This window comes from Mesorhizobium sp. M0563, assembly GCF_040321065.1.
GTDB lineage: Bacteria > Pseudomonadota > Alphaproteobacteria > Rhizobiales > Rhizobiaceae > Mesorhizobium.
The window spans coordinates 95,360-114,831 of the sequence record NZ_JAMYQV010000002.1 but is presented as its reverse complement, the minus strand read 5'-3'; the positions used below and the strand labels follow the sequence as shown (position 1 = coordinate 114,831).

Here is a 19,472-nt window from a genome sequence, read left to right as displayed (position 1 = left end):
TCTATCCGAAATAGGCTTTGGAGAGGCTGTTGTAGAGGCCGCCGATTTCATTGGCGAGGTCGCTGAGGGCCTTGGCCGTCATGTCCGAGGGCTCCCTGATGGCGATCGACGTGTTGAGCTGCAGGATTTCCTTGGCCGCCGGCGACATATGGCCTTCACCGCCGACAGAGGGCAGCAGCGCGATTTCGGCCTTCAGCCGTTCGAGCTGGAACAGGATTGAGCGCGGGTTGAGCGGATCGAGCGCCAGAAGGTCGACCACGGTACGCCGTCCCGCCTGCACCGGATATTGCCGGCGGTGGGTCATGACGCTGTCGCCGATCTCCAGCATCATGTCGAGCGCGCCTTCCGGCGCCTCGGCCCTGGTCAGTCGGGCGAGCGTGCGGGCGATCTGGATGCCGCGTTCGAGCCTGCGGCCGATTTCCAGGAAACGCCAGCCGGCAAAGCGGTACATGTTCTCGTGCAGCAGGCCGGAAAACCCGGCCAGCTTGCGCAGGATGACCGTCATTGCCCTTGTCGCGTCGTCGCCCGGCGCCACTGTCACGGCAAATTGATGGATCGTCTTCGACAGGTCCTTCAATGCCAGCCAGCCATCGGGCGAGAAGCGGTCGCGGATCTGCCCGGCGCTGTACACGGCGCTGTCCAGCGTGCCGATGAGCCCCAACGGGATTGCCGTCTCGACGTCGATACCGAACGGCGCGAGATAGTCCCTGATGTCGGCGAGCAGCGGCATCTCGGGATCGGATGTCTCGGCCAGCCGCACGTGGTAGGCGCGCAGGATGCGCACCGTGTCTTCCGATCGCTCGATATAGCGGCCGAGCCATGTCAGGTTTTCCGCCGCGCGGCTGGGCAGGCTGCCCGGCAAGGTTCGGGTGAAGCTGTCATGCTCCTGCGGCAGCAGCGTCTCACGCTCCACCGGCCTGTCGCTGACCACCCAAACATCCGCCGCCTGGCCGCCGCGCTGCATGGCGATGGCCGTCGGGTCGAGCGAGAAGCCGACACGGGCAAAACCGCCCGGCATCACGGTCCAGCCTTCCGGCGTCCGCGCCAGATAGACGCGCAGGCTTGCCGGCCGCGGCTCCAGCCAGCCGCTGACATAGACAGGAGTGGTCGACAGCGTCACCGCTTCCTGGCCGACAAAGTCGCCGCCGTCTTGTTCGATCCGGGCGACGAGCTCGGCCCGTTCCTCGGCCGACAGCGCTGACCCGAGCTTGGTCGAGCCGTCGTCCTCGAAGGCAAGCCGCGTCGACAGTGCCGGGCCGATCACCATGCTATCGATATTGGCGAGCACATGTTCGCGCTCCGTATCCTGCCCGCACCACCATGTCGCGACGGTCGGCAGCAGCAGTTCCTCATTGCGCAGGGCGCGCGAAATCTTCGGCAGGAAGGCGAGCAGAGCGCGCGTCTCCATCAGGCCGGAACCCAGTGCATTGACGGCCGAAACCGCCCCTTGCCGGACCGCTTCGACCAGCCCCGGCGTGCCGATCTGCGAGTCCGACCGCAACTCGAGCGGATCGGCAAAGGCAGCGTCGAGCCGTCGCCACAAGACGCTGACCGGCATCAGCCCCGAAACTGTGCGCACCATCAGCCTGCCGCCGGAGACAGTCAGGTCCTCGCCCTCGAGCAGCATGATGCCGAGATAGCGGGCGATATAGGCATGTTCATAATAGGTCTCGTTCAGCGGTCCCGGCGTCAGGATGGCGACACGGCCGCCGGCTTGCTTGGCCATGCCGATCAGCGCATCGCGAAAACGGCGGAAGAAACCGGCCAAGCGGTGCACATGCATCTCGCCGTAAATGTCGGACAGTGCCCTTGTGGTGGCGACGCGGTTTTCCAGCGCAAAGCCGGCGCCCGATGGCGCCTGGGTGCGGTCGCCAAGCACCCACCAGCGGCCGTCCGGGCCACGACCGAGCTCGAAGGCGCAGAAATGCAGGAAATGGCCGCTGGCAGGCCTGGTGCCGACGACCGGCCGCAAATATTCCGAGCTGGCCGCGATCAATCCAGCCGGCAGAATGCCTTTCTCGACCAGCCGGTTCGGCCCGTAAATGTCGGCGATGGTCTCCTCGAACAGATCGGCGCGCTGGACCAGGCCGGCGCTGATGTCAGCCCATTCCTCCTCCTCGATCAGCAGCGGCACATGCGCCAGCGGCCATTCCCGCTCATTGGCGCCGGCCTTGTCGTAGACGCGGTAGTAGACGCCGGCATCGCGCAGGTACTGGTCGGCGCGGGCAAAACGCTGGGCAAGCTTTTCCGGCCCCAGGTCCTCCAGTGCCTCGATGAAGTGCCGCCAGGCCGGCCGCGGATTGCCCGACGCATCGACCATCTCGTCGACGACGCCGTCGATCGGTTGATAGTGCTCCAGCAGACTGTGGGTCTGCGGCTTGCTGCGCAGCTTTTTGTGATTCCCCTTCGCCATGGCTGATCAGAGTCTTTGCGGCCGCCGAAGGTCAAGGGTCATCGGGAAATCTTCAGAGGCTTCTTCGTTGCGCAGCACATAGCCGGACGGAGTATGGCCACGCGGCTCGAAGCGGGCGAGCCGCCGCGCCTCCGCTTCATTGCCGTTGACCGGGAACGTGTCGTAGCTGCGCCCGCCGGGATGTGCCACATGGTAGACGCAACCGCCAACCGCGCGGCCCGACCAGCGGTCATAGATATCGAAGACCAGCGGCGTGTTGACCGGCAGCGCCGGATGCAGGCCCGACGCCGGCTGCCAGGCCTTGAAGCGAACGCCGGCCACCGCGATCTCGCGGTTGTCGGTCACCTTCATCGGCACCCGGCGGCCGTTGCAGACGACGGCGTGACGTTCCGGGTTGAGCCCCTCGGTCTTCACCTGCAGCCGTTCGACGGAGGAATCGACAAAGCGCACCGTGCCGCCGATCGCGCCTTGCTCGCCCATCACATGCCAAGGCTCCAGTGCTTGCCTGAGCTCCAGCTTGATGCCGGCATGCTGGACCTCGCCGCAGAACGGAAAGCGGAATTCGAGCTGGGCGTCGAACCATTCCGGACGGAACGCAAAGCCGTTCAGCTTGAGGTCGTCCAGCACATCGAGAAAATCCGCCCAGACATAGTGCGGCAGCATGAAACGGTCGTGCAGCGAGGTGCCCCAGCGTACGAAGCGGCCGTCGAGCGGGTTCTTCCAGGCCCGGGCGATGATGGCGCGCACCAGCAATTGCTGCGCCAGGCTCATGCGCGCGTTGGGCGGCATCTCGAAGCCGCGGAATTCGACCAGCCCCAGCCGGCCGGTCGGCCCGTCCGGCGAAAACAGCTTGTCGATACAGATTTCGGAGCGATGCGTATTGCCCGTCACGTCGGTCAGGAGGTTGCGGAACAGCCGGTCGACCAGCCACGGCAGGGGTGCCGCGCCCTTGTCCGGATGTGGCACCTGCGCCATCGCGATATCGAGTTCGTAGAGCGAATCGTGTCGTGCCTCGTCGAAGCGCGGCGCCTGGCTGGTCGGGCCGATGAACAGGCCGGAGAACAGATAGGACAGCGATGGATGCCGCTGCCATTGCAAAACAAGGCTCTTCAACAGGTCGGGGCGGCGCAGGAACGGACTGTCATTGGGCGTGGCGCCGCCGACGACGACGTGGTTGCCGCCGCCGGTGCCGGTGTGGCGGCCGTCGATCATGAACTTGTCGGCGCCAAGCCGCGTCTGCCGCGCCTCTTCGTAGATCGCCGTGGTCGTCGCCACGCAATCCTGCCAATTCGCGGCGGGGTGGATATTGACCTCGATGACGCCGGGATCGGGTGCGACACGGATGACATTGAGGCGCGGATCGTGTGGCGGGCCGTAGCCCTCGATATGCACCGGCAGTCCGATCGCCCTTGCCGCGTTCTCAGCCGCCGCGACCAGTTCGAGATAATCCTCCAGCGCCTCGACCGGCGGCATGAACACACAAAGCCGTCCGTCGCGCGGCTCGACCGAAAGCGCTGTGCGCACGGCGCCGCCGATCTCGGTAATCTCCTGTTCGACGCGGTCTTGCTGGCCGGTAACGGCCGTGAAGGAGACCGCCTGCTGGCGTCGCGCCATTTCGTCGGCGCCTTCCAGTTCGGCCGGAGCGGGCGAAGAAGCAGCACCGGGCAAGATCGCCTCACGCGCCGGCAATGGTCCGCGCGGCAGCGATGGATCGACCGGTACGATATAGGGGAACTGCGCCGGCGGCACATAAGGCAGCGTGCCGAGCGGCAGGCGGTAGCCGACCGGCGAATCGCCGGGCACCAGGAACAGCCTGCCGCGCCGCGTCTTCCACTTCTCCGAGCGCCAGCGCGGTCCGGAAGCCTGGCTGTTCCAGCGCTGGACGGGCAGCACGTAGCCCGACGGCTTGGTCAGCCCGCGTTCGAACACCCGCGCCATGCGGCTGCGCTCCTCCGGGTCCTCCAGCTTCGAATTGGAGGGATCGACATTGTCCGGCAGCTTGCCTTCTTTGAGCAGCCATTCGGCCGGATCCTCATAGGCTTCGCTGACCATCGTCTTGTCGATGCCGAGTTCGTCGGCAATCGCGGTCAGCAGGCTCTCGGCCTGCTTCGGTCCGGCATCCGCCTCGCTCTTTTCATGTGCGATCAGTGACGGATCGCTCCACACCGGCTCGCCGTCGGTGCGCCAGTAAAGCGAGAACGTCCAGCGCGGCAGGCTTTCGCCGGGGTACCATTTGCCCTGTCCGTAATGCAGGAAGCCGCCCGGCGCGAAGCGTTCGCGCAGCCGGCGGATCAGCGCATCGGCCTTTTCGCGTTTTGTTGGCCCGACGGCGGCGGTGTTCCACTCGGCCGCCTCGAAATCGTCGATTGAGACGAAGGTCGGCTCGCCGCCCATGGTCAGCCGCACGTCGCCGGCCTGGAGTGCTGCATCGACCTCGACGCCCAGCGCGTCGAGCGCCTGCCAGCTCTCGTCGGAGAACGGCTTGGTGATGCGCGGATGTTCGGCGATGCGGTCGACCCGCATGTCGAAGCCGAATTCGACATTGGCGAAGCTCGCCATGCCGGAGATCGGCGCGGCATTGCGGAAATGCGGCGTTGCCGCGAGCGGCACATGGCTTTCGCCGGTGAGCAGGCCGGAGGTCGGGTCGAAGCCGATCCAGCCGGCGCCCGGCAGATACACCTCGCACCAGGCATGGAGGTCAGTGAAATCGGTCGCCGTGCCAGGCGGTCCGTCGAGCGCGACGAGGTCAGGCTTCAGCTGGATCAGATAGCCGGAAACGAAGCGCGCGGCGATGCCGAGGTTCCTCAATATCTGCACCAGGAGCCAGCTCGAATCGCGGCACGACCCCTTGCCGGCGGCCAGCGTTTCCTCGGGCGAGAAGACGCCGGTTTCCATGCGCACGATATAGGCGATCTCGCGCTGCAGGCGCGCATTGAGGTCGACGACAAAATTGACGGTGTTGGTCGGGTGGCGCGCGATGGTTTTCAGGAATGCTTCCAACAGCGGCCCTGCCGGTTCCGGCGTTCGGTAGATGGTCAGATCGTCCCTGATCTCTTCCGGGTATTCGAACGGAAACGTCTCGGCCGACGGCTCGACGAAGAAATCGAATGGATTGTAGACCGTCATGTCGGCAACGAGGTCGACCTCGATCTTCAGTTCCGTCACCGGTTCGGGAAAGACAAAGCGGGCAAGGAAATTGCCGTAAGGGTCCTGCTGCAGATTGACGAAGTGATTTGCCGGCCCGACCCTCAGCGAATGGCTGAGCACCTTGGTGCGGGAATGCGGCGCAGGCTGCAACCTTATGACTTGCGGGCCCAATACGACCGGCCGGTCGTATTTGTAGTGGGTCAGGTGATAGACGGCTGCCAGAATTGCCATGGTGCCCCTGAAGTCGGCGTTTCAAAAGGAGTTCGCTGAACCCTGACACGAATGCTGACCATTCTCCAAGCAGAGATGTTGCGCTGCACCTAAATTAAGCAGCTTTCATCGCTTCACGAAACGGAGCGCCGACCCTGGGATTCCGCAGCGTTGCGGCAAAACGATACAACGGTGCAGAGCCGACGGCCGGCGGGTCAGCACCGGGCGCTGTCCCGCCGATATCGATGATCGGCAGCACGCGCGATGCGTGGTCCAAAAGAGCTGAAAAGAAAACCCGCCTCGGTGGGCGGGTCGCCGGTGCCAATTAGCACCATAACCAAATTAGTAGCATAGCTGCCGGCACAAAGCAAGAACAAAATGTGGCACTGTCGGCGAAAATTGCCGATCTGCCGCTTTGCGAGGGAAGATGCGAAGCAGTGGCGTCCTGGAAGCGGAGGACATCTGCCAATGCTAAAAGAACGCCTGCAACCCGGTCTGCGCCCGTCCGAGGATCAGCGCATGCACATCATGCGTGCCCTCATAGGTGTTGACCGTTTCCAGGTTCTGGGCGTGGCGCATGACGTGGTAGCCGATCTGGATGCCATTGCCGCCATGCATGTCGCGGGCCTGGCGGGCGATGTCGAGCGCCTTGCCGCAATTGTTGCGCTTGACGAGTGAGATCATCTCCGGCGCCATCTTGCCTTCATCCATCAGCCGCCCGACGCGCAGGCTGCCCTGCAGGCCGAGCGCGATCTCGGTCTGCATGTCGGCGAGCTTCTTCTGGAAAAGCTGCGTGCCGGCCAGCGGCTTGCCGAACTGCTTGCGGTCGAGGCCATACTGGCGGGCGCGGTGCCAGCAATCCTCCGCCGCGCCCATGGCGCCCCAGGAGATGCCGTAGCGCGCGCGGTTGAGGCAGCCGAACGGCCCCTTCAAGCCCGAGACATTGGGCAGCAGCGCGTCCTCGCCGACTTCGACGCCTTCCATCACCACTTCGCCGGTGATCGACGCTCGCAGCGACAGCTTGCCGCCGATCTTCGGCGCCGACAGCCCGTTCATGCCCTTTTCCAGGACAAAGCCGCGAATCTCGTTGTCATGCGCGGCCGATTTTGCCCAGACGACGAACACGTCGGCGATCGGGGCGTTGGAAATCCACATCTTCGAGCCGGAGATCCTGTAGCCGCTCGCAGTCTTCTCGGCCCGCGTCTTCATGCCGCCCGGGTCGGAACCGGCATCCGGCTCGGTCAGGCCGAAGCAGCCGATCCATTCGCCCGACGCCAGCTTCGGCAGGTATTTCTTGCGCTGCTCTTCCGAGCCATAGGCATGGATCGGATACATCACCAGCGACGACTGCACGCTCATCATCGAGCGATAGCCGGAATCGACGCGTTCGACCTCGCGCGCCACCAGCCCGTAGGTGACGTAGTTGGCGCCGAGCCCGCCATATTCCTCGGGGATGGTGATGCCGAGCAGACCGGCCTCGCCCATTTCGCGAAAGATCCCGGCGTCGGTCTTCTCCTCGAGATAGGCTTCCTCGATCTTCGGAGCGAGCTTGTCGGCGGCAAACGCCGCGGCGCCATCACGCACCATGCGCTCGTCTTCCGAAAGCTGGTCCTCGATCAGGAAAGGATCGTCCCAGACGAATGCATTCTTATCGGCGGCCATGGCTCTCGGTCTCCCAAACTCATGCATGTCGCCCAAAGCTTGCCCACGGGCCTGACCCGAGGGTGTTCGGCAGCTTGGGGATAACGACATGCATCAAACAGAAATCTTGAAACGCGCGGCTTATCGGCTTCCGTCCTGAAAAAATCAAACGAAATAGCTTCGCCGATCCATGAGCATTGGTGATGGATCATCAATGTCGAGCGCCGCCTTCTGACCTGGCGTAGCCCTGCTCGCGAATTACTTGCGCTTCAACGCATCGGCCAAAGCGGCGCCGAACGCGCCCTGCTGCGCCGGCCGCTCCGGCTGGCGTTGGGGCGTGGGCGCGCGCGGCACCGGCCTGTTGCCATTGTCGCGCGGCTTCGGGGCGCCACCGTCGCCGTCCTTGCGCATCGACAGGCCGATGCGCTTGCGCTTGATATCGACGTCGACGACACGCACCTTGACCACGTCGCCGGCCTTGACCACCTCGTGCGCGTCCTTGATGAAACGGTCGGCCAGTTGCGAGACGTGCACCAATCCGTCCTGGTGCACGCCGATATCGACAAAGGCGCCGAAGGCCGCGACATTGGTGACGGTGCCTTCAAGCTGCATGCCGGGCTTCAGATCCTTGATGTCGTCGATGCCGTCGGCAAAGGTCGCGGTCTTGAAGCCGGGGCGCGGATCGCGGCCGGGCTTTTCCAGCTCCGACAGGATATCGCGCACCGTCGGCAGGCCGAAGCGCTCGTCGACGAAGACGCGCGGATCGAGTGCCTTGAGTGCGGCGCTGTCGCCCATCAGCGAGCGAACGTCGCGCCCGCAGGCCGCAACGATCTTCTTGGCCACGCCATAGGCTTCCGGATGCACCGCCGAGGCATCGAGCGGTTCGGTGCCGTTCGCAATGCGCAGGAAGCCGGCGCATTGCTCGAACGCGCGGGGTCCAAGGCGGGACACCTTCAACAGTTCGCGGCGGCTGGCGAACGGGCCGGTCGCATCGCGATGCGCAACGATCGCTTCGGCCAGCGATGCGCCGAGACCCGAAACCCGCGCCAGAAGCGGCGCCGACGCCGTGTTGAGATCGACGCCGACGGCATTGACCGCATCCTCGACCACCGCCTCAAGCGAGCGGCCGAGGCGGTACTGGTCGACATCGTGCTGGTACTGGCCGACGCCTATCGACTTCGGCTCGATCTTGACCAGTTCGGCGAGCGGATCCTGCAGGCGCCGCGCGATCGACACCGCCCCGCGCAGCGACACGTCGAGGCCGGGAAATTCCGCCGCCGCCGTTGCCGACGCCGAATAGACCGAGGCGCCGGCCTCGCTGACGATCACCTTGAGCGGCTTCGGCCCGGACCCGGCCGGCATATCAGCCAGCATGTCGGCCACCAGCCTTTCGGTCTCGCGGCTGCCAGTGCCGTTGCCGATCGAAATCAGCTCGACCTTGTGCAGCCGGATGAGCTTGGCCAGTTCGGCCTGCGTGCCGCGGACATCGTTCTTCGGCGGGAACGGATAGACCGTCGTCGTCGCCAGAACCTTGCCGGTGCCGTCCACCACCGCCACTTTGACCCCGGTGCGGATGCCCGGATCGAGGCCCATCGTCGGCCGTGAGCCGGCGGGCGCGGCAAGCAGCAAATCCTTGAGATTGCGGGCGAAGACATGGATTGCTTCCTCCTCGGCCCGCTCGCGCAAGTCCCGCATCAGATCGAGCGTCAGGTGCAGCGACAGCTTTATGCGCCAGGTCCAGCCGGCGACCTCCATCAGCCACCGGTCGCCTGGCAACTGGCGGCCGATGGCGTAGGCGTCGGCGATCATCCGCTCGACCGGTTTCACCGGTGACACATCGTCGGCATCGACCTCGATGTCGAGCGACAGCACCTCCTCGTTGCGGCCACGCAGCATGGCCAGCGCGCGATGGCTCGGCACGTTGGCCCAGCGCTCGACATGGTCGAAATAGTCGGAGAATTTCGCGCCGGCCTCCTGCTTGCCGTCGATGACGCGCGAGCGCAGGAAGGCGCGTTCCTTCATGTAGGCACGCAGCTTGCCGACCAGGTCGGCGTTCTCGGCGAACTGTTCGGACAGGATATCGCGTGCACCTTCGAGCGCTGCCTTGGTATCGACCACGTCTTCGCTGATGTAGGCCAGCGCCAGCTCGGCCGGCACGGCCGCACGATCGGCCAGGATAGTTTCCGCCAGCGGTCCCAGTCCGCGCTCGCGTGCGATCTCGGCCTTGGTCCGGCGCTTCGGCTTGTAAGGCAGGTAGATGTCTTCGAGCTCGGCCTTTGTGATGGCCGCAGCGATCTTTGCCTCAAGCTCTTCCGTTAGCTTGCCCTGCTCGCGGATCGAACCAACGATGGTGTCGCGGCGCGCGTCGAGCTCGCGCAGATAGGCGAGCCGCTCGGCGAGGTCGCGCAACTGCGTGTCGTCGAGGCCGCCGGTGACCTCCTTGCGGTAGCGGGCAACGAACGGCACGGTCGCACCGTCGTCGAGCAAGCCGATCGCCGCCGCGGCCTGTTCGGGCCGGGCGCCGATCTCGGCAGCTATGATGGTTGCGATGCGCTTGATGTCGGATGCCATGTCGATCCTGCTGTTTGTCGAAAAGAGACGCGACCATAGGCGCAGAGCACCGATGCGCCAACCGCGCCATTTTCAACCCGGCGAGAGGTCCACAGGAAAGGCGCGGCTGTCTGGATCGGATCAGACCATCCGGCTCAGCGCCTCGAAGAAAGAAAGAATATCCAGATCGAGCGGATCGTCGACCGGTACCGGCTGCGACGACATCTTTGCGATTACCATTTCGGCCTTCGGACTGACGTACAGCCACTGGCCGTGGATGCCGATGCCGCAGAAGGCGCCGCTTGCCGCGCCCGTCTGGTACCATTTGTTGCGATAGCGGCCACGCGGAAACAGGAACGCCATCGTGCCGCGTTGCCAAGCCTCGGCGTCACCGCCAGTTTCGGTCGTGTCGCGCACCCAGCTCTCCGGCACGATACGGCAGCCATTGGCCATGCCGCCTTGCCGCATCATCTCGCCGACCCGGGCGAGGTCGCGCGGCGTCACCGAAATGCCGCCGGCCGTACGCGCCGTGCCTTCCATGTCCACGGTTACCGAAGCTTCGCTGACAGCGCCGAGCGGCGCCCATAATTTCTCGCGCATCAGATCGGCGAAGCGCCGGCCCGACGCACGTTCGAGCAGGATGCCGAGCAGGTCGGAATTGGGCGAACGGTAGCGGAACGTCCGGCCATGCGGCTCGGCCAGGCCCTGCAGCGTCATGAGGAAAGTGGCCAGGCTCTCGGTGCCCCCGCCTGGATTCCACAGCATGGCGCGGCGATAGCGGGCAAAGGCGCTTTCCGGATCGAGATAGGCCTCTTCGAAGTCGAGGCTGACACCCATGTCGAGCACGTGCCGCACCCTCGCATCGCCATAGGCCGAGCCGGCAGCTTCGGGGCAGATAGCGGCTTACCGGAGCCTGCGGATCGAAAATCCCCCTCGCCTGCCAATATCCCGGCAACAATCGCGGTCAGCGACTTGCTGATCGAAAAGACGATGTGGCGCGCCCCGAACTCCATATGCGGTGCGAACCAGTCGCCGACGAATTTGCCGCCTTTCATGATCGTCAGCGCGTCGGTATCGGAGCGCTTGAGAAAAGCTGCGACAGTCTCCGCGCCGCCTGCAAGAGCGACCTTTTCACCAAGTAGCTCGCCGAAATCCTGCGCCGGCGCCTCGCTGCTGCCCGGCTTTGCCGCCACGGCAGCGCTCGGCACCAGCTCGCCGGCATTCTGGAACGACCACCGGCTGAACGGGCTTTCTCGCCAATTGCCGAGCAGCACCTGGTTTCGGGCAAAGCCATATCTCGTTTCGAACGCGGTCTTGCCGGTCATGGCGCTTCCTTCGGTCTTGGCGTTCTAGGCGAGCGCCGCGGCGATCGCGTGCACGGCTTTCAAAGTCGCCACCGAATAGGCGACGTTGGTAAAATCCGGATAGCTCGAAAGCTTCACCACGACCATTTTCATGTTCCAGTCGATATGGATCAGCTGCCCGAACACGCCCCGGCACATCAGTGCCCGCGAGCGCGGGTCCTCGATCCAGAACTGGTTGCGGTAGCTGCCTTCCGGCAGGCTGGGACTGAAGTCCGGTCCATGCCTGCCATTGCGCGTCGCCTCGATCCAGTCGGCCGGCACGACGCCGCCGCCATTGTCGAGGATCAGCTGGCCGAAGCGGCCATAGTCGCGCAGCGTGGCGTTGAAGCCCCCGTCGGCAACTGCATAACCGGCGCTGTCAACGGTGAAGCAGGCACTTTCATCCGCGCCGAGCTTTTGCCAGAGCTCTTCCGAGACCAGCTGCGCCAGGCGCTTGCCGCTCACCCGTTCCATGATGAAGGCAAGCACGTCGGTCTCGATCGAGCGGTATTCGAAGGCAGCGCCGTGCGGTCGGCTCTTTTCCTTAAGCCCCAGGATCAGCTCGAACATGTGCGACGGCCAGCGGAAGGCCGGATCGCTGTCCGGCGGCACCGGCTTCCAGCCGGTGGCGACATCGACCTGGCCGATGTCCGAATAGGGATCGGTGTATTCCTCGGAAAAGCTCACCCCGCTCGTCATGTCGAGCGCATGCTGCACACTGGCGCCTGCCCAGCCGGTCGCCTCCAGCTCCGGCAGATAGGTCGTCACCGGCAAAGCCGGATCGATCAGCCCGCGTCCGACCAGTATGCCGAACACCGATGCGGTGACCGACTTCGCCATCGACTGCGACAGATGCAGCGTGCGCTCGGTCATGCCGTTGAAGTAGCGCTCATAGGCGACCTTGCCGTCCTTGAGCACGAGGAACCCGTCGGTGTAGGTCTCGTCGAGCAGCCCGGCCAGCGTCGTCGCCTTACCCGTGCTGTCGCTCACCGGCAGCGCATCGAAATCGACCTCGGCCCGGTCCAGCCTGTGGCGATGGCCGTTGCCGCGCCAGACTTCGACGGTCGGCAGAATTTCGCGGATATGCTGGAACGCCCATCGGTTCCATGGCGGCCGGTCCCAGTCGAGCTTCGGCGGAACCATCTGCGGCGGCGAACCCTGCATGATCGGCGGCGCCGGTTCGCTGTTGCGGTAAGATTTCATCCAACCCCCTTGCGCAAGGAAGGGAGGCCGAAGCCTCCCTTCAGTCTGATCCTAGAGCAAGGCTACTTGCGCAAATTGGTCCAGATCTTGTTGTAGATCTCGACCACTTCCGGTGGGCAAGGCGGTACGAATTCCGCCGCCGGTGCATCGGCCGGCGGATTGATTTCCGGCGCGCTGGCGAAATCGGGCGGCAGGAACTTGTGACTGCCGGCAATGCCGTTGTCGTAGCCGGCGAATTCCGAAATCAGCGCCGCGTTTTCCGGAGCCATGACGAAATCCTGGAACAGCTTGGCGTTTTCGAGATTCTTGGCGCCCTTCAACACGGCGACATTGTCCATCCAGCCTTCGATGCCTTCCTTGGGATAGGCATATTTGATCGCCGGGATTTTCTGGCGCGCACGATAGGTTGCGCCATTCCAAGCCTCGGTAACGATCACGTCGCCGGAGGTGATCTTGGTGATGGTGTCGTAGCTGAAGGTCTTCCATGACGGCTTGGCGGCCATCAGTATGTCGTTGACCTTCTTCAGATTGGCCTTGTCGGCGCCGCAGCGCGGCACGCCGGCATAGCGCTCGGCCGCATGCATCACAGTGTTGACATCGTCGAGCATGTTGATCTGGCCCTTCAACTCGTCTGGCGGATCGAACAGGATCGCCAGCGTGTCGATGTCGCCCTTGTATTTGTCGGTGTTGACTTCGAACGCAGTGGTGCCGAATTGCCACGGGACGGTGTAGTGACGGCCATTGTCCCAGTAGATGTCGACGAAGCGCGGGTCGAGGTTCTTGCCGTTCGGCATCGCATTGGGCTCGGTCTTTTCGAGCAGGCCCTCATCGATCATGATCTTCACGGTGTAGTCGGAAGGGACGACGATGTCATAGCCGGAATTGCCGGCGCGTACCTTCGACAGCATCGTCTCATTCGAATCGTAGTCGTCCAGCGTCACTTTGACGTTGTACTGTTTTTCGAATTTTTCGATCAGCTTCGGGTTGGTGTAGTCACCCCAATTGTAGATGTGCAGCTCACCGTCGGCGAGCGCAGGCACCGCCCATAAAAGCGCCGCCGTCGACACGGCAGCCATCATTTTCCTAGACATCACACTCTCCTTTGCCTTCGCATTGATTCACTGGCCTATAATTTACTTGGCGCGTCGGCGCGCGATCAGGAACGAGATTGAGACGAACAGGATCGAAACCAGCAGCAGGATGGTGGAGATGGCATTTATCTCCGGCGTCATTGGCCGCCTGATCTGGTTCCAGATGTAGAGGGGCAGCGTCGTCTGCCCGGGGCCGGCGACCAGCTGCGTGATGGTGAAATCGTCGAAGGAGACGATAAAGGCGAGCGCCCCACCTGACAGGATGCCGGGAACCAGCAATGGCAGCGTTATGCGCCTGAAAGCATGCCACGGCGTGGCATAGAGGTCGGCCGCCGCAGCTTCGAGCGTCAGGTCCATGTCCTCGAGCCGCGCCCGGATCGGCATATAGGCGAATGGAATGCAAAAAACGGTGTGGGCGAGGATCAGATTTCCGATGCCGAAATTGAGCCCGAAAGTGCCCGCGATCAGCGCAAAGAAAGAGAGCGTCGCCACCGCTGTGATGATTTCCGGAACCATCAGCGGCAGGTTGATGACCATGAAGGCGGCCGACAGCCCGCGCCACGGCTTCACCCGGGTCATGCCGATTGCCGCCAGCGTCGCGGCGATCGTCGAAACGATCGTGGCGGTGACAGAGATGATCAGCGTGTTCTTGGCGGCGTTGTGGAATTCCTGGTTGAACAGCGCACTGCCATACCAGCCGAACCCGATGCCCTCCCAACGCGTCACCAGAGACCCTGTATTCAGCGAAAAGATCATCAGGATCAGGATCGGCGCGTAGAGCACGCAGAGGCAGATGATGGCGATCGAGCGGAACCCCGGCTGGTCCTTGATATCGGCACTGCGGGGGTCAGCCATGCGCCATCTTCCCCGACGTGTTGCGGACATAGAAGTAGAGCGCCACCAGCACCGCGGCCATCAGGATCAGCGCCTGCGCGCAACCGAGCGGCCAATTGCGCCCGGAACCGAACTGCTGGGCGATGAGATCGCCGATCATCAGATGGATGCCGCCGCCCAGGATCAGCGGCGTCACATAAGCGCCGAGGGCCGGAATGAAGACCAGCAGGCAGCCGGCGATGATGCCGGGCCGCGACAGCGGGATGATCACGCGCCACAGCACCTGCCGACGTGTCGCGTAGAGGTCGTAGGCGGCCTCGACCAGCCGGAAATCCAGCTTCTCCAGGCTGGAATAGAGCGGCAGCACCATGAACGGCAGGAACGAATAGAGCAGGCCGAGCTGGATGGCGAAGTTGGTGTAGAGCATGGTGATCGGCTTCTCGATCACCCCCAGTGCCATCAGCGCGTTGTTGATGAGGCCTTCGTCGCGGATGATGAACATGATGGCGAGCGTGCGCACCAGAAGGTTCGACCAGAATGGGATGGTCATCAGCAGCACCCACCAGTTGCGCTGCGCCGGCGGTCGCGTCGCCATGAAATAGGCGGTCGGAAAGCCGAGCAGCAGGCAGATGATCGTCGTCACCATGGCAAACAGAAACGAGCGCAAATAGATGATCAGGAAATCCGGCGTGAACTGCAGCGTGTCGTCGAAAATATCGCGCTGGAACAGGAAGTTCAGATAGGCGTCTGTCGAGAACTTCCACTGCACCCCGCCATAGGGTGCTGCGGCGAGAAATGAATAGATGAGGATGATGAGAAGCGGCAGCACGCCGAAGATGCCGATGATTACCAAAGCCGGTAGCGAAAGCAGGCGGTGGCGCCTTGCAGTGGCTTTCTCCGCCTCCGCTTCGAATACCGCCGCCTTGGAAAACGTGACTGCCATCAATCCCTCAAAATGCGCGCGCCATCGTCCTCGAACACGACACCGACCTTGGCGCCCGGCTCGAATGAGACGGCGCCCGAGCGGCTGTTCTGGTGGCGCACGATGAAATCGTCGCCGCCGTCGAGCTTCACGTGATAGTGGGTGTCGGTGCCGAAATAGACGACATTTGCCAGGGTTCCCGAGACCATGCCCTTGGCGGCATCGGCGACGAGATCGGCGTGTTCCGGCCGCACCACAACAGTCACCGCGCCGGAAGGGTCGAAGTTTTCCGGAAATCCCGCCGCCACCGTCGCTTCGGAGGCGATCTTCACCATCGCGATACCGGATTTCTTCGACACGACAGTGCCCTTGAGGAAATTGGTTTCGCCAATGAAGTCGGCAACGAAGCGCTCGGCCGGCCGGTCGTAAATATCGCGCGGCGTGCCGACCTGCAGGATCTTGCCGGCCGACATCACGGCGATGCGGTCCGACATGGTCAGCGCTTCTTCCTGGTCGTGGGTGACGAAGATGAAGGTGATGCCGGTCTGGTGCTGCAGCCGTTTCAGTTCGATCTGCATTTCCTTGCGCAGCTTGTAGTCGAGTGCCGACAACGGCTCGTCGAGCAACAGCACTTTTGGCTGCGGTGCCAGCGCGCGCGCCAGTGCCACGCGCTGCTGCTGGCCGCCGGAGATCTGGCTGGTGCGGCGGGCACTCAGCGCCTCCATCTTGACCAGCTTCAGCATCTCGGCGACGCGCGCCTTGATTTCGGTCTTCGGCTTGCCCAGCATCTCCAGGCCGAAGCCGATATTCTCGGCCACGGTCATGTGCGGGAACAGCGCGTAGGACTGGAACACGGTGTTGACTGGCCGCTTGAACGGCGGTAGCGGCGCGATGTCGTGCCCGTGCAGCAGGATTTCGCCTTCGCTGGGAAAATCGAAGCCGGCGATCAGCCGCAGCAGCGTCGTCTTTCCGCAGCCCGACGGCCCCAGCAGCGTGAAGAACTCGTTCTCGCGGATCGACACCGAAACCGTGTCGAGAGCGGCGACTTGGGCGTCCCCGGTACCGAACACCTTGCGGACGCCGCGGACCTCGATTGCACTCTTACCCGGTTGATCCGGCACGCATTACCCCATTTTCATGTCCGCTCTTGATGGCGGATCCAGTTCCCATTCGATTGTCAGCATATGCCGGTCGGCTTGGCAACCATGCATCTGGACCTCGGTTCAGAATGCAAGCTCCGTGCCATCGTCAGCGTCATCATCAACCCTGGTAAGTGATCTTGCCGCCGCAGATGGTGCTGACCGGATGCACCTTGTGTAGCAAACCCGGTTCAGTTGCCTCGATATCGGCCGACAGCACCACCAGATCGGCCAGATAGCCTGGTTTCAGCCGGCCTTTGCGGTGCTCCATGAATTCGGCATAGGCACCTTCGACCGTATAACCGGCAAGCGCCTCGATCAGCGAGAAGCTCTGGTCTGGATCGCCCTCTGCCCAAGGCTTGCGCAGCACCGCCGCCTGAATGCCCAGGATCGGGTCGACCCGCGACACCGGCCAGTCGGAAGCGAAGACGACATGCGCGCCCGCCTGTTTCAGTGTCCGCCAGGCATAGCTCAGCGGCCATCTTTCGCGGCCGATGCGCGAAAGCGTCGGCTCCAGCGGGAAGTCCATGGCGCCGGGCGGGTGCGGCGGCTGCATCGAGGCGATGACGCCGAGTTCGGCGAAGCGCGGCACGTCGGCGGCAGTGGTGACCTCGATGTGCTCGACCCGGTGCCGGCTGTCGCGCCTGCCGTTCTTCCGCTGCGCCGCCTCGTAACCGTCGAGAACCGCGCGCACCGCGCCGCCGCCGATCGAATGCACGGCGATCTGCAGGCCGCGCCGGTCGGCCTCCAGCGCCACCTCGGCGAAATGCTCGGGCGTAAACAGCGGCTCACCGCGCCAGCCCGGCCGGTCGGCATAGTCGTCGACCATGACCGCGGTCCAGCCTTCCAGCACGCCGTCGTAAAACATCTTGACCATGCCGGACGACAGCCATTCCGATTGGTAGGAGTTGGCCATGCTCGATGCCTTTTCCAGCACGTCGAGCGTCATGAAATTCTTGAAATGAAAAGGTATCTTGGTGCGGCAGAGCAGCCGCCCTTCCTGTTCCAGCCCGGCTAGCAGCTGGAGCTGGTAAAAATTGCCGTCCATGTTCTGGATCGAGGTGATGCCGTGGCGGGCGCACCATTCCAACCCGCGATGCATCAGGTCGCGATCGGCAGCGACTTCGGCGGCGGAAGGGTACGGCTCGGGCTCGCCGCCTGTCGCAAGGCCGAGCCGCACGCGGTTCTGCCCGGAAAGCTCGAGGATCGGCCCGAACGCCTCGCCCTCGCGCAATTCGCCCGCCGCCAGGCCATCCGCTCCCATGACGATCTCGTTGCCGGGACCGAGTTGCTTGCCGTGCAGGATGCCAGCCAGTTCCAGCGCCTTTGTGTTGGCCCACATCGTGTGGTGATCGGAAGCCGACATCGCGAACGGCCGGTCGGCGATGATGCGATCGAGATGATGGCGGGTGACCGGCTCTTCCTTGGAAAGGATAGTGTAGTCGACGCCGGCCCCCAGCAGCAATTTGGCGTTCGGCCGTGCCGCCGCGTAGGCGCGGATCGCGTCGCTCAGCGCATCGAAGCCATGCACGCCCTGAAGGTGCAGATTGTCGAGTTCGGCCGCGCCGCCGAAAAGATGCATATGCGCTTCGATAAAGCCCGGCACCACCGACCCGCCTTGCGCATCGATGACCTTCGTGGCCGGCCCTTTCAGCGCCTCGATCGTCCGGCGATCGCCAACCGCCAGGATGTTGCCGTCCTTTATCGCCACCGCTTCGGCCGTCGGATTGCCTTCATCCATGGTCAGCACGCGGGCATTGGTGACGATCAGGTCGGCATTTGAACTCATGATTTCCCACGGTTTGGTTGCGCTGCCGGCAGGCTAGACGACCGGCTGCCGTGCCAGCAAGCCATGGCTGGTTGGCCCAGCGCCTTGTGAAGGGCCATGCAGGACGGTTAGGGTCGCCGCGTCTCACCACGGAAAGATTTCATGAAGACTGTTTTTTCGCCTCTCCATGCCGGCCATTCCGGCAATGTCGAACTGATCGCCGGCGCCATCGTGCCGGCTTTTGAAAAGCCCTCGCGCGCCGAGTTCATCAGGGCGCGGGTGGAGAGCGAAAAGCTCGGTCCGATCCTGTCACCGGAAAGTCACGACCTCGCCGCCGCCAAGAAGGTTCATGCCAGCGACTACATCGATTTCCTGCCGACCGTGTGGCCGCTCTGGGAAGCGTCGGGCCGCACCGGTTCGGCCATTCCCTTCACCTGGCCGACGCGCGGCCTGCGCGGCGACGTGCGCCCGAAAGGCATCGATGCGTTGCTCGGCTTCTACTCCTTCGACGGCGGCGCGACTTTTGTCAAAGGCACATGGGACGCTATCAAGTCGTCCTATGATGTCGCGCTGACAGCCGCCGCGCTGGTCAAGGCCGGTGAGCCTTCCGCCTTCGCGCTGTGCCGCCCGCCGGGGCACCATGCAGGGGCGGCCTTCATGGGCGGCTATTGCTTCATCAACAACGCCGCCGTCGTCGCGCAAAGGTTTCGCGACCATGGCGCCGGGCGCGTTTCGATCCTCGACATCGACTATCACCACGGCAACGGCACCCAGGAGATATTCTATCGCCGCGGCGACGTGCAGGTGCTGAACCTGCATGGCGATCCGATGACCGAATATCCGTTCTTTCTCGGCCATGCCGACGAACGCGGCGAGGGCGACGGCGAAGGCTTCAACGACAACTATCCGATGCCCTTCGGCACCGGCTGGGACGTGTGGAACGCCTCACTCGAGGAGGCCTGCACGAGGCTTTCGGCTTATGCTCCTGACGTCGTCGTGGTTTCACTCGGCGTCGACACTTTCGAGAAGGACCCGATCAGCCAGTTCAAGCTGAAAACGGAAAACTATCCCAGAATCGGCCGCCGCATCGCCAGGCTCGGCCTGCCGACGCTGTTCGTCATGGAAGGCGGCTACGCCGTCGAGGAGATCGGCGTCAACGCCGTCGGCGTGCTGACCGGCTTCGAGGACCGCTAGAAGTGCCGCCGGTGCCT

11 protein-coding genes and 1 pseudogene are annotated in these 19,472 nt (G+C 63.7%); 1 reads left to right on the top strand and 11 read right to left on the bottom strand.

Translation table 11 applies throughout. The features are described from left to right. Position 1 precedes the first annotated feature (1 nt). The 11 genes and pseudogenes from NKI50_RS03205 to NKI50_RS03155 form a co-directional block, all read right to left on the bottom strand. The gene (locus tag NKI50_RS03205) at positions 2 to 2,413 is read right to left on the bottom strand and encodes a circularly permuted type 2 ATP-grasp protein (protein ID WP_023720246.1); all 2,412 of its coding nucleotides are present in this window, start codon (positions 2,411 to 2,413) and stop codon (positions 2 to 4) included. Positions 2,414 to 2,419: 6 nt separating this feature from the next. Further along, positions 2,420 to 5,791 carry a transglutaminase family protein gene (locus NKI50_RS03200; protein ID WP_023720245.1) on the bottom strand — a complete coding sequence of 1,124 codons (3,372 nt, stop codon included), beginning with the start codon at positions 5,789 to 5,791 and terminating at the stop codon, positions 2,420 to 2,422. A 450-nt stretch (positions 5,792 to 6,241) separates the two neighbouring features. Next, the gene (locus NKI50_RS03195; protein ID WP_023720243.1) at positions 6,242 to 7,432 is read right to left on the bottom strand and encodes an acyl-CoA dehydrogenase; all 1,191 of its coding nucleotides are present in this window, start codon (positions 7,430 to 7,432) and stop codon (positions 6,242 to 6,244) included. A gap of 237 nt (positions 7,433 to 7,669) precedes the next feature. Beyond that, positions 7,670 to 9,982, bottom strand: coding sequence for a Tex family protein (locus NKI50_RS03190; protein WP_352640217.1), 2,313 nt, complete (start codon positions 9,980 to 9,982; stop codon positions 7,670 to 7,672). 120 nt (positions 9,983 to 10,102) lie between these two features. Beyond that, a pseudogene (locus NKI50_RS03185) lies at positions 10,103 to 11,286 on the bottom strand (serine hydrolase domain-containing protein). Positions 11,287 to 11,310: 24 nt separating this feature from the next. Next, positions 11,311 to 12,507 carry a serine hydrolase domain-containing protein gene (locus NKI50_RS03180; protein ID WP_352640216.1) on the bottom strand — a complete coding sequence of 399 codons (1,197 nt, stop codon included), beginning with the start codon at positions 12,505 to 12,507 and terminating at the stop codon, positions 11,311 to 11,313. Positions 12,508 to 12,569: 62 nt separating this feature from the next. Beyond that, complete coding sequence (locus tag NKI50_RS03175; RefSeq protein ID WP_352590647.1) at positions 12,570 to 13,598, bottom strand: extracellular solute-binding protein; 1,029 nt, start codon at positions 13,596 to 13,598, stop codon at positions 12,570 to 12,572. Positions 13,599 to 13,640: 42 nt separating this feature from the next. Further along, complete coding sequence (locus tag NKI50_RS03170) at positions 13,641 to 14,453, bottom strand: ABC transporter permease (protein WP_352590644.1); 813 nt, start codon at positions 14,451 to 14,453, stop codon at positions 13,641 to 13,643. Then, a complete protein-coding gene (locus NKI50_RS03165; protein WP_352715352.1) occupies positions 14,446 to 15,375 on the bottom strand; it encodes an ABC transporter permease in 930 nt (309 codons plus the stop codon). Before NKI50_RS03165 ends, NKI50_RS03170 begins: the two co-directional genes overlap by 8 nt. Continuing rightward, positions 15,375 to 16,475, bottom strand: a complete 1,101-nt coding sequence (locus tag NKI50_RS03160) for an ABC transporter ATP-binding protein (protein WP_352590638.1) — start codon at positions 16,473 to 16,475, stop codon at positions 15,375 to 15,377. Before NKI50_RS03160 ends, NKI50_RS03165 begins: the two co-directional genes overlap by 1 nt. A 139-nt stretch (positions 16,476 to 16,614) precedes the next feature. Then, entirely contained in the window at positions 16,615 to 18,282 is a 1,668-nt protein-coding gene (locus NKI50_RS03155) for an amidohydrolase (RefSeq protein ID WP_352640215.1), read from the bottom strand. 141 nt (positions 18,283 to 18,423) lie between these two features. Here NKI50_RS03155 and NKI50_RS03150 point away from each other — a divergent pair, with 141 nt between their 5' ends. Next, positions 18,424 to 19,455 carry a histone deacetylase family protein gene (locus tag NKI50_RS03150; RefSeq protein ID WP_352481981.1) on the top strand — a complete coding sequence of 344 codons (1,032 nt, stop codon included), beginning with the start codon at positions 18,424 to 18,426 and terminating at the stop codon, positions 19,453 to 19,455. Positions 19,456 to 19,472: the final 17 nt, after the last annotated feature.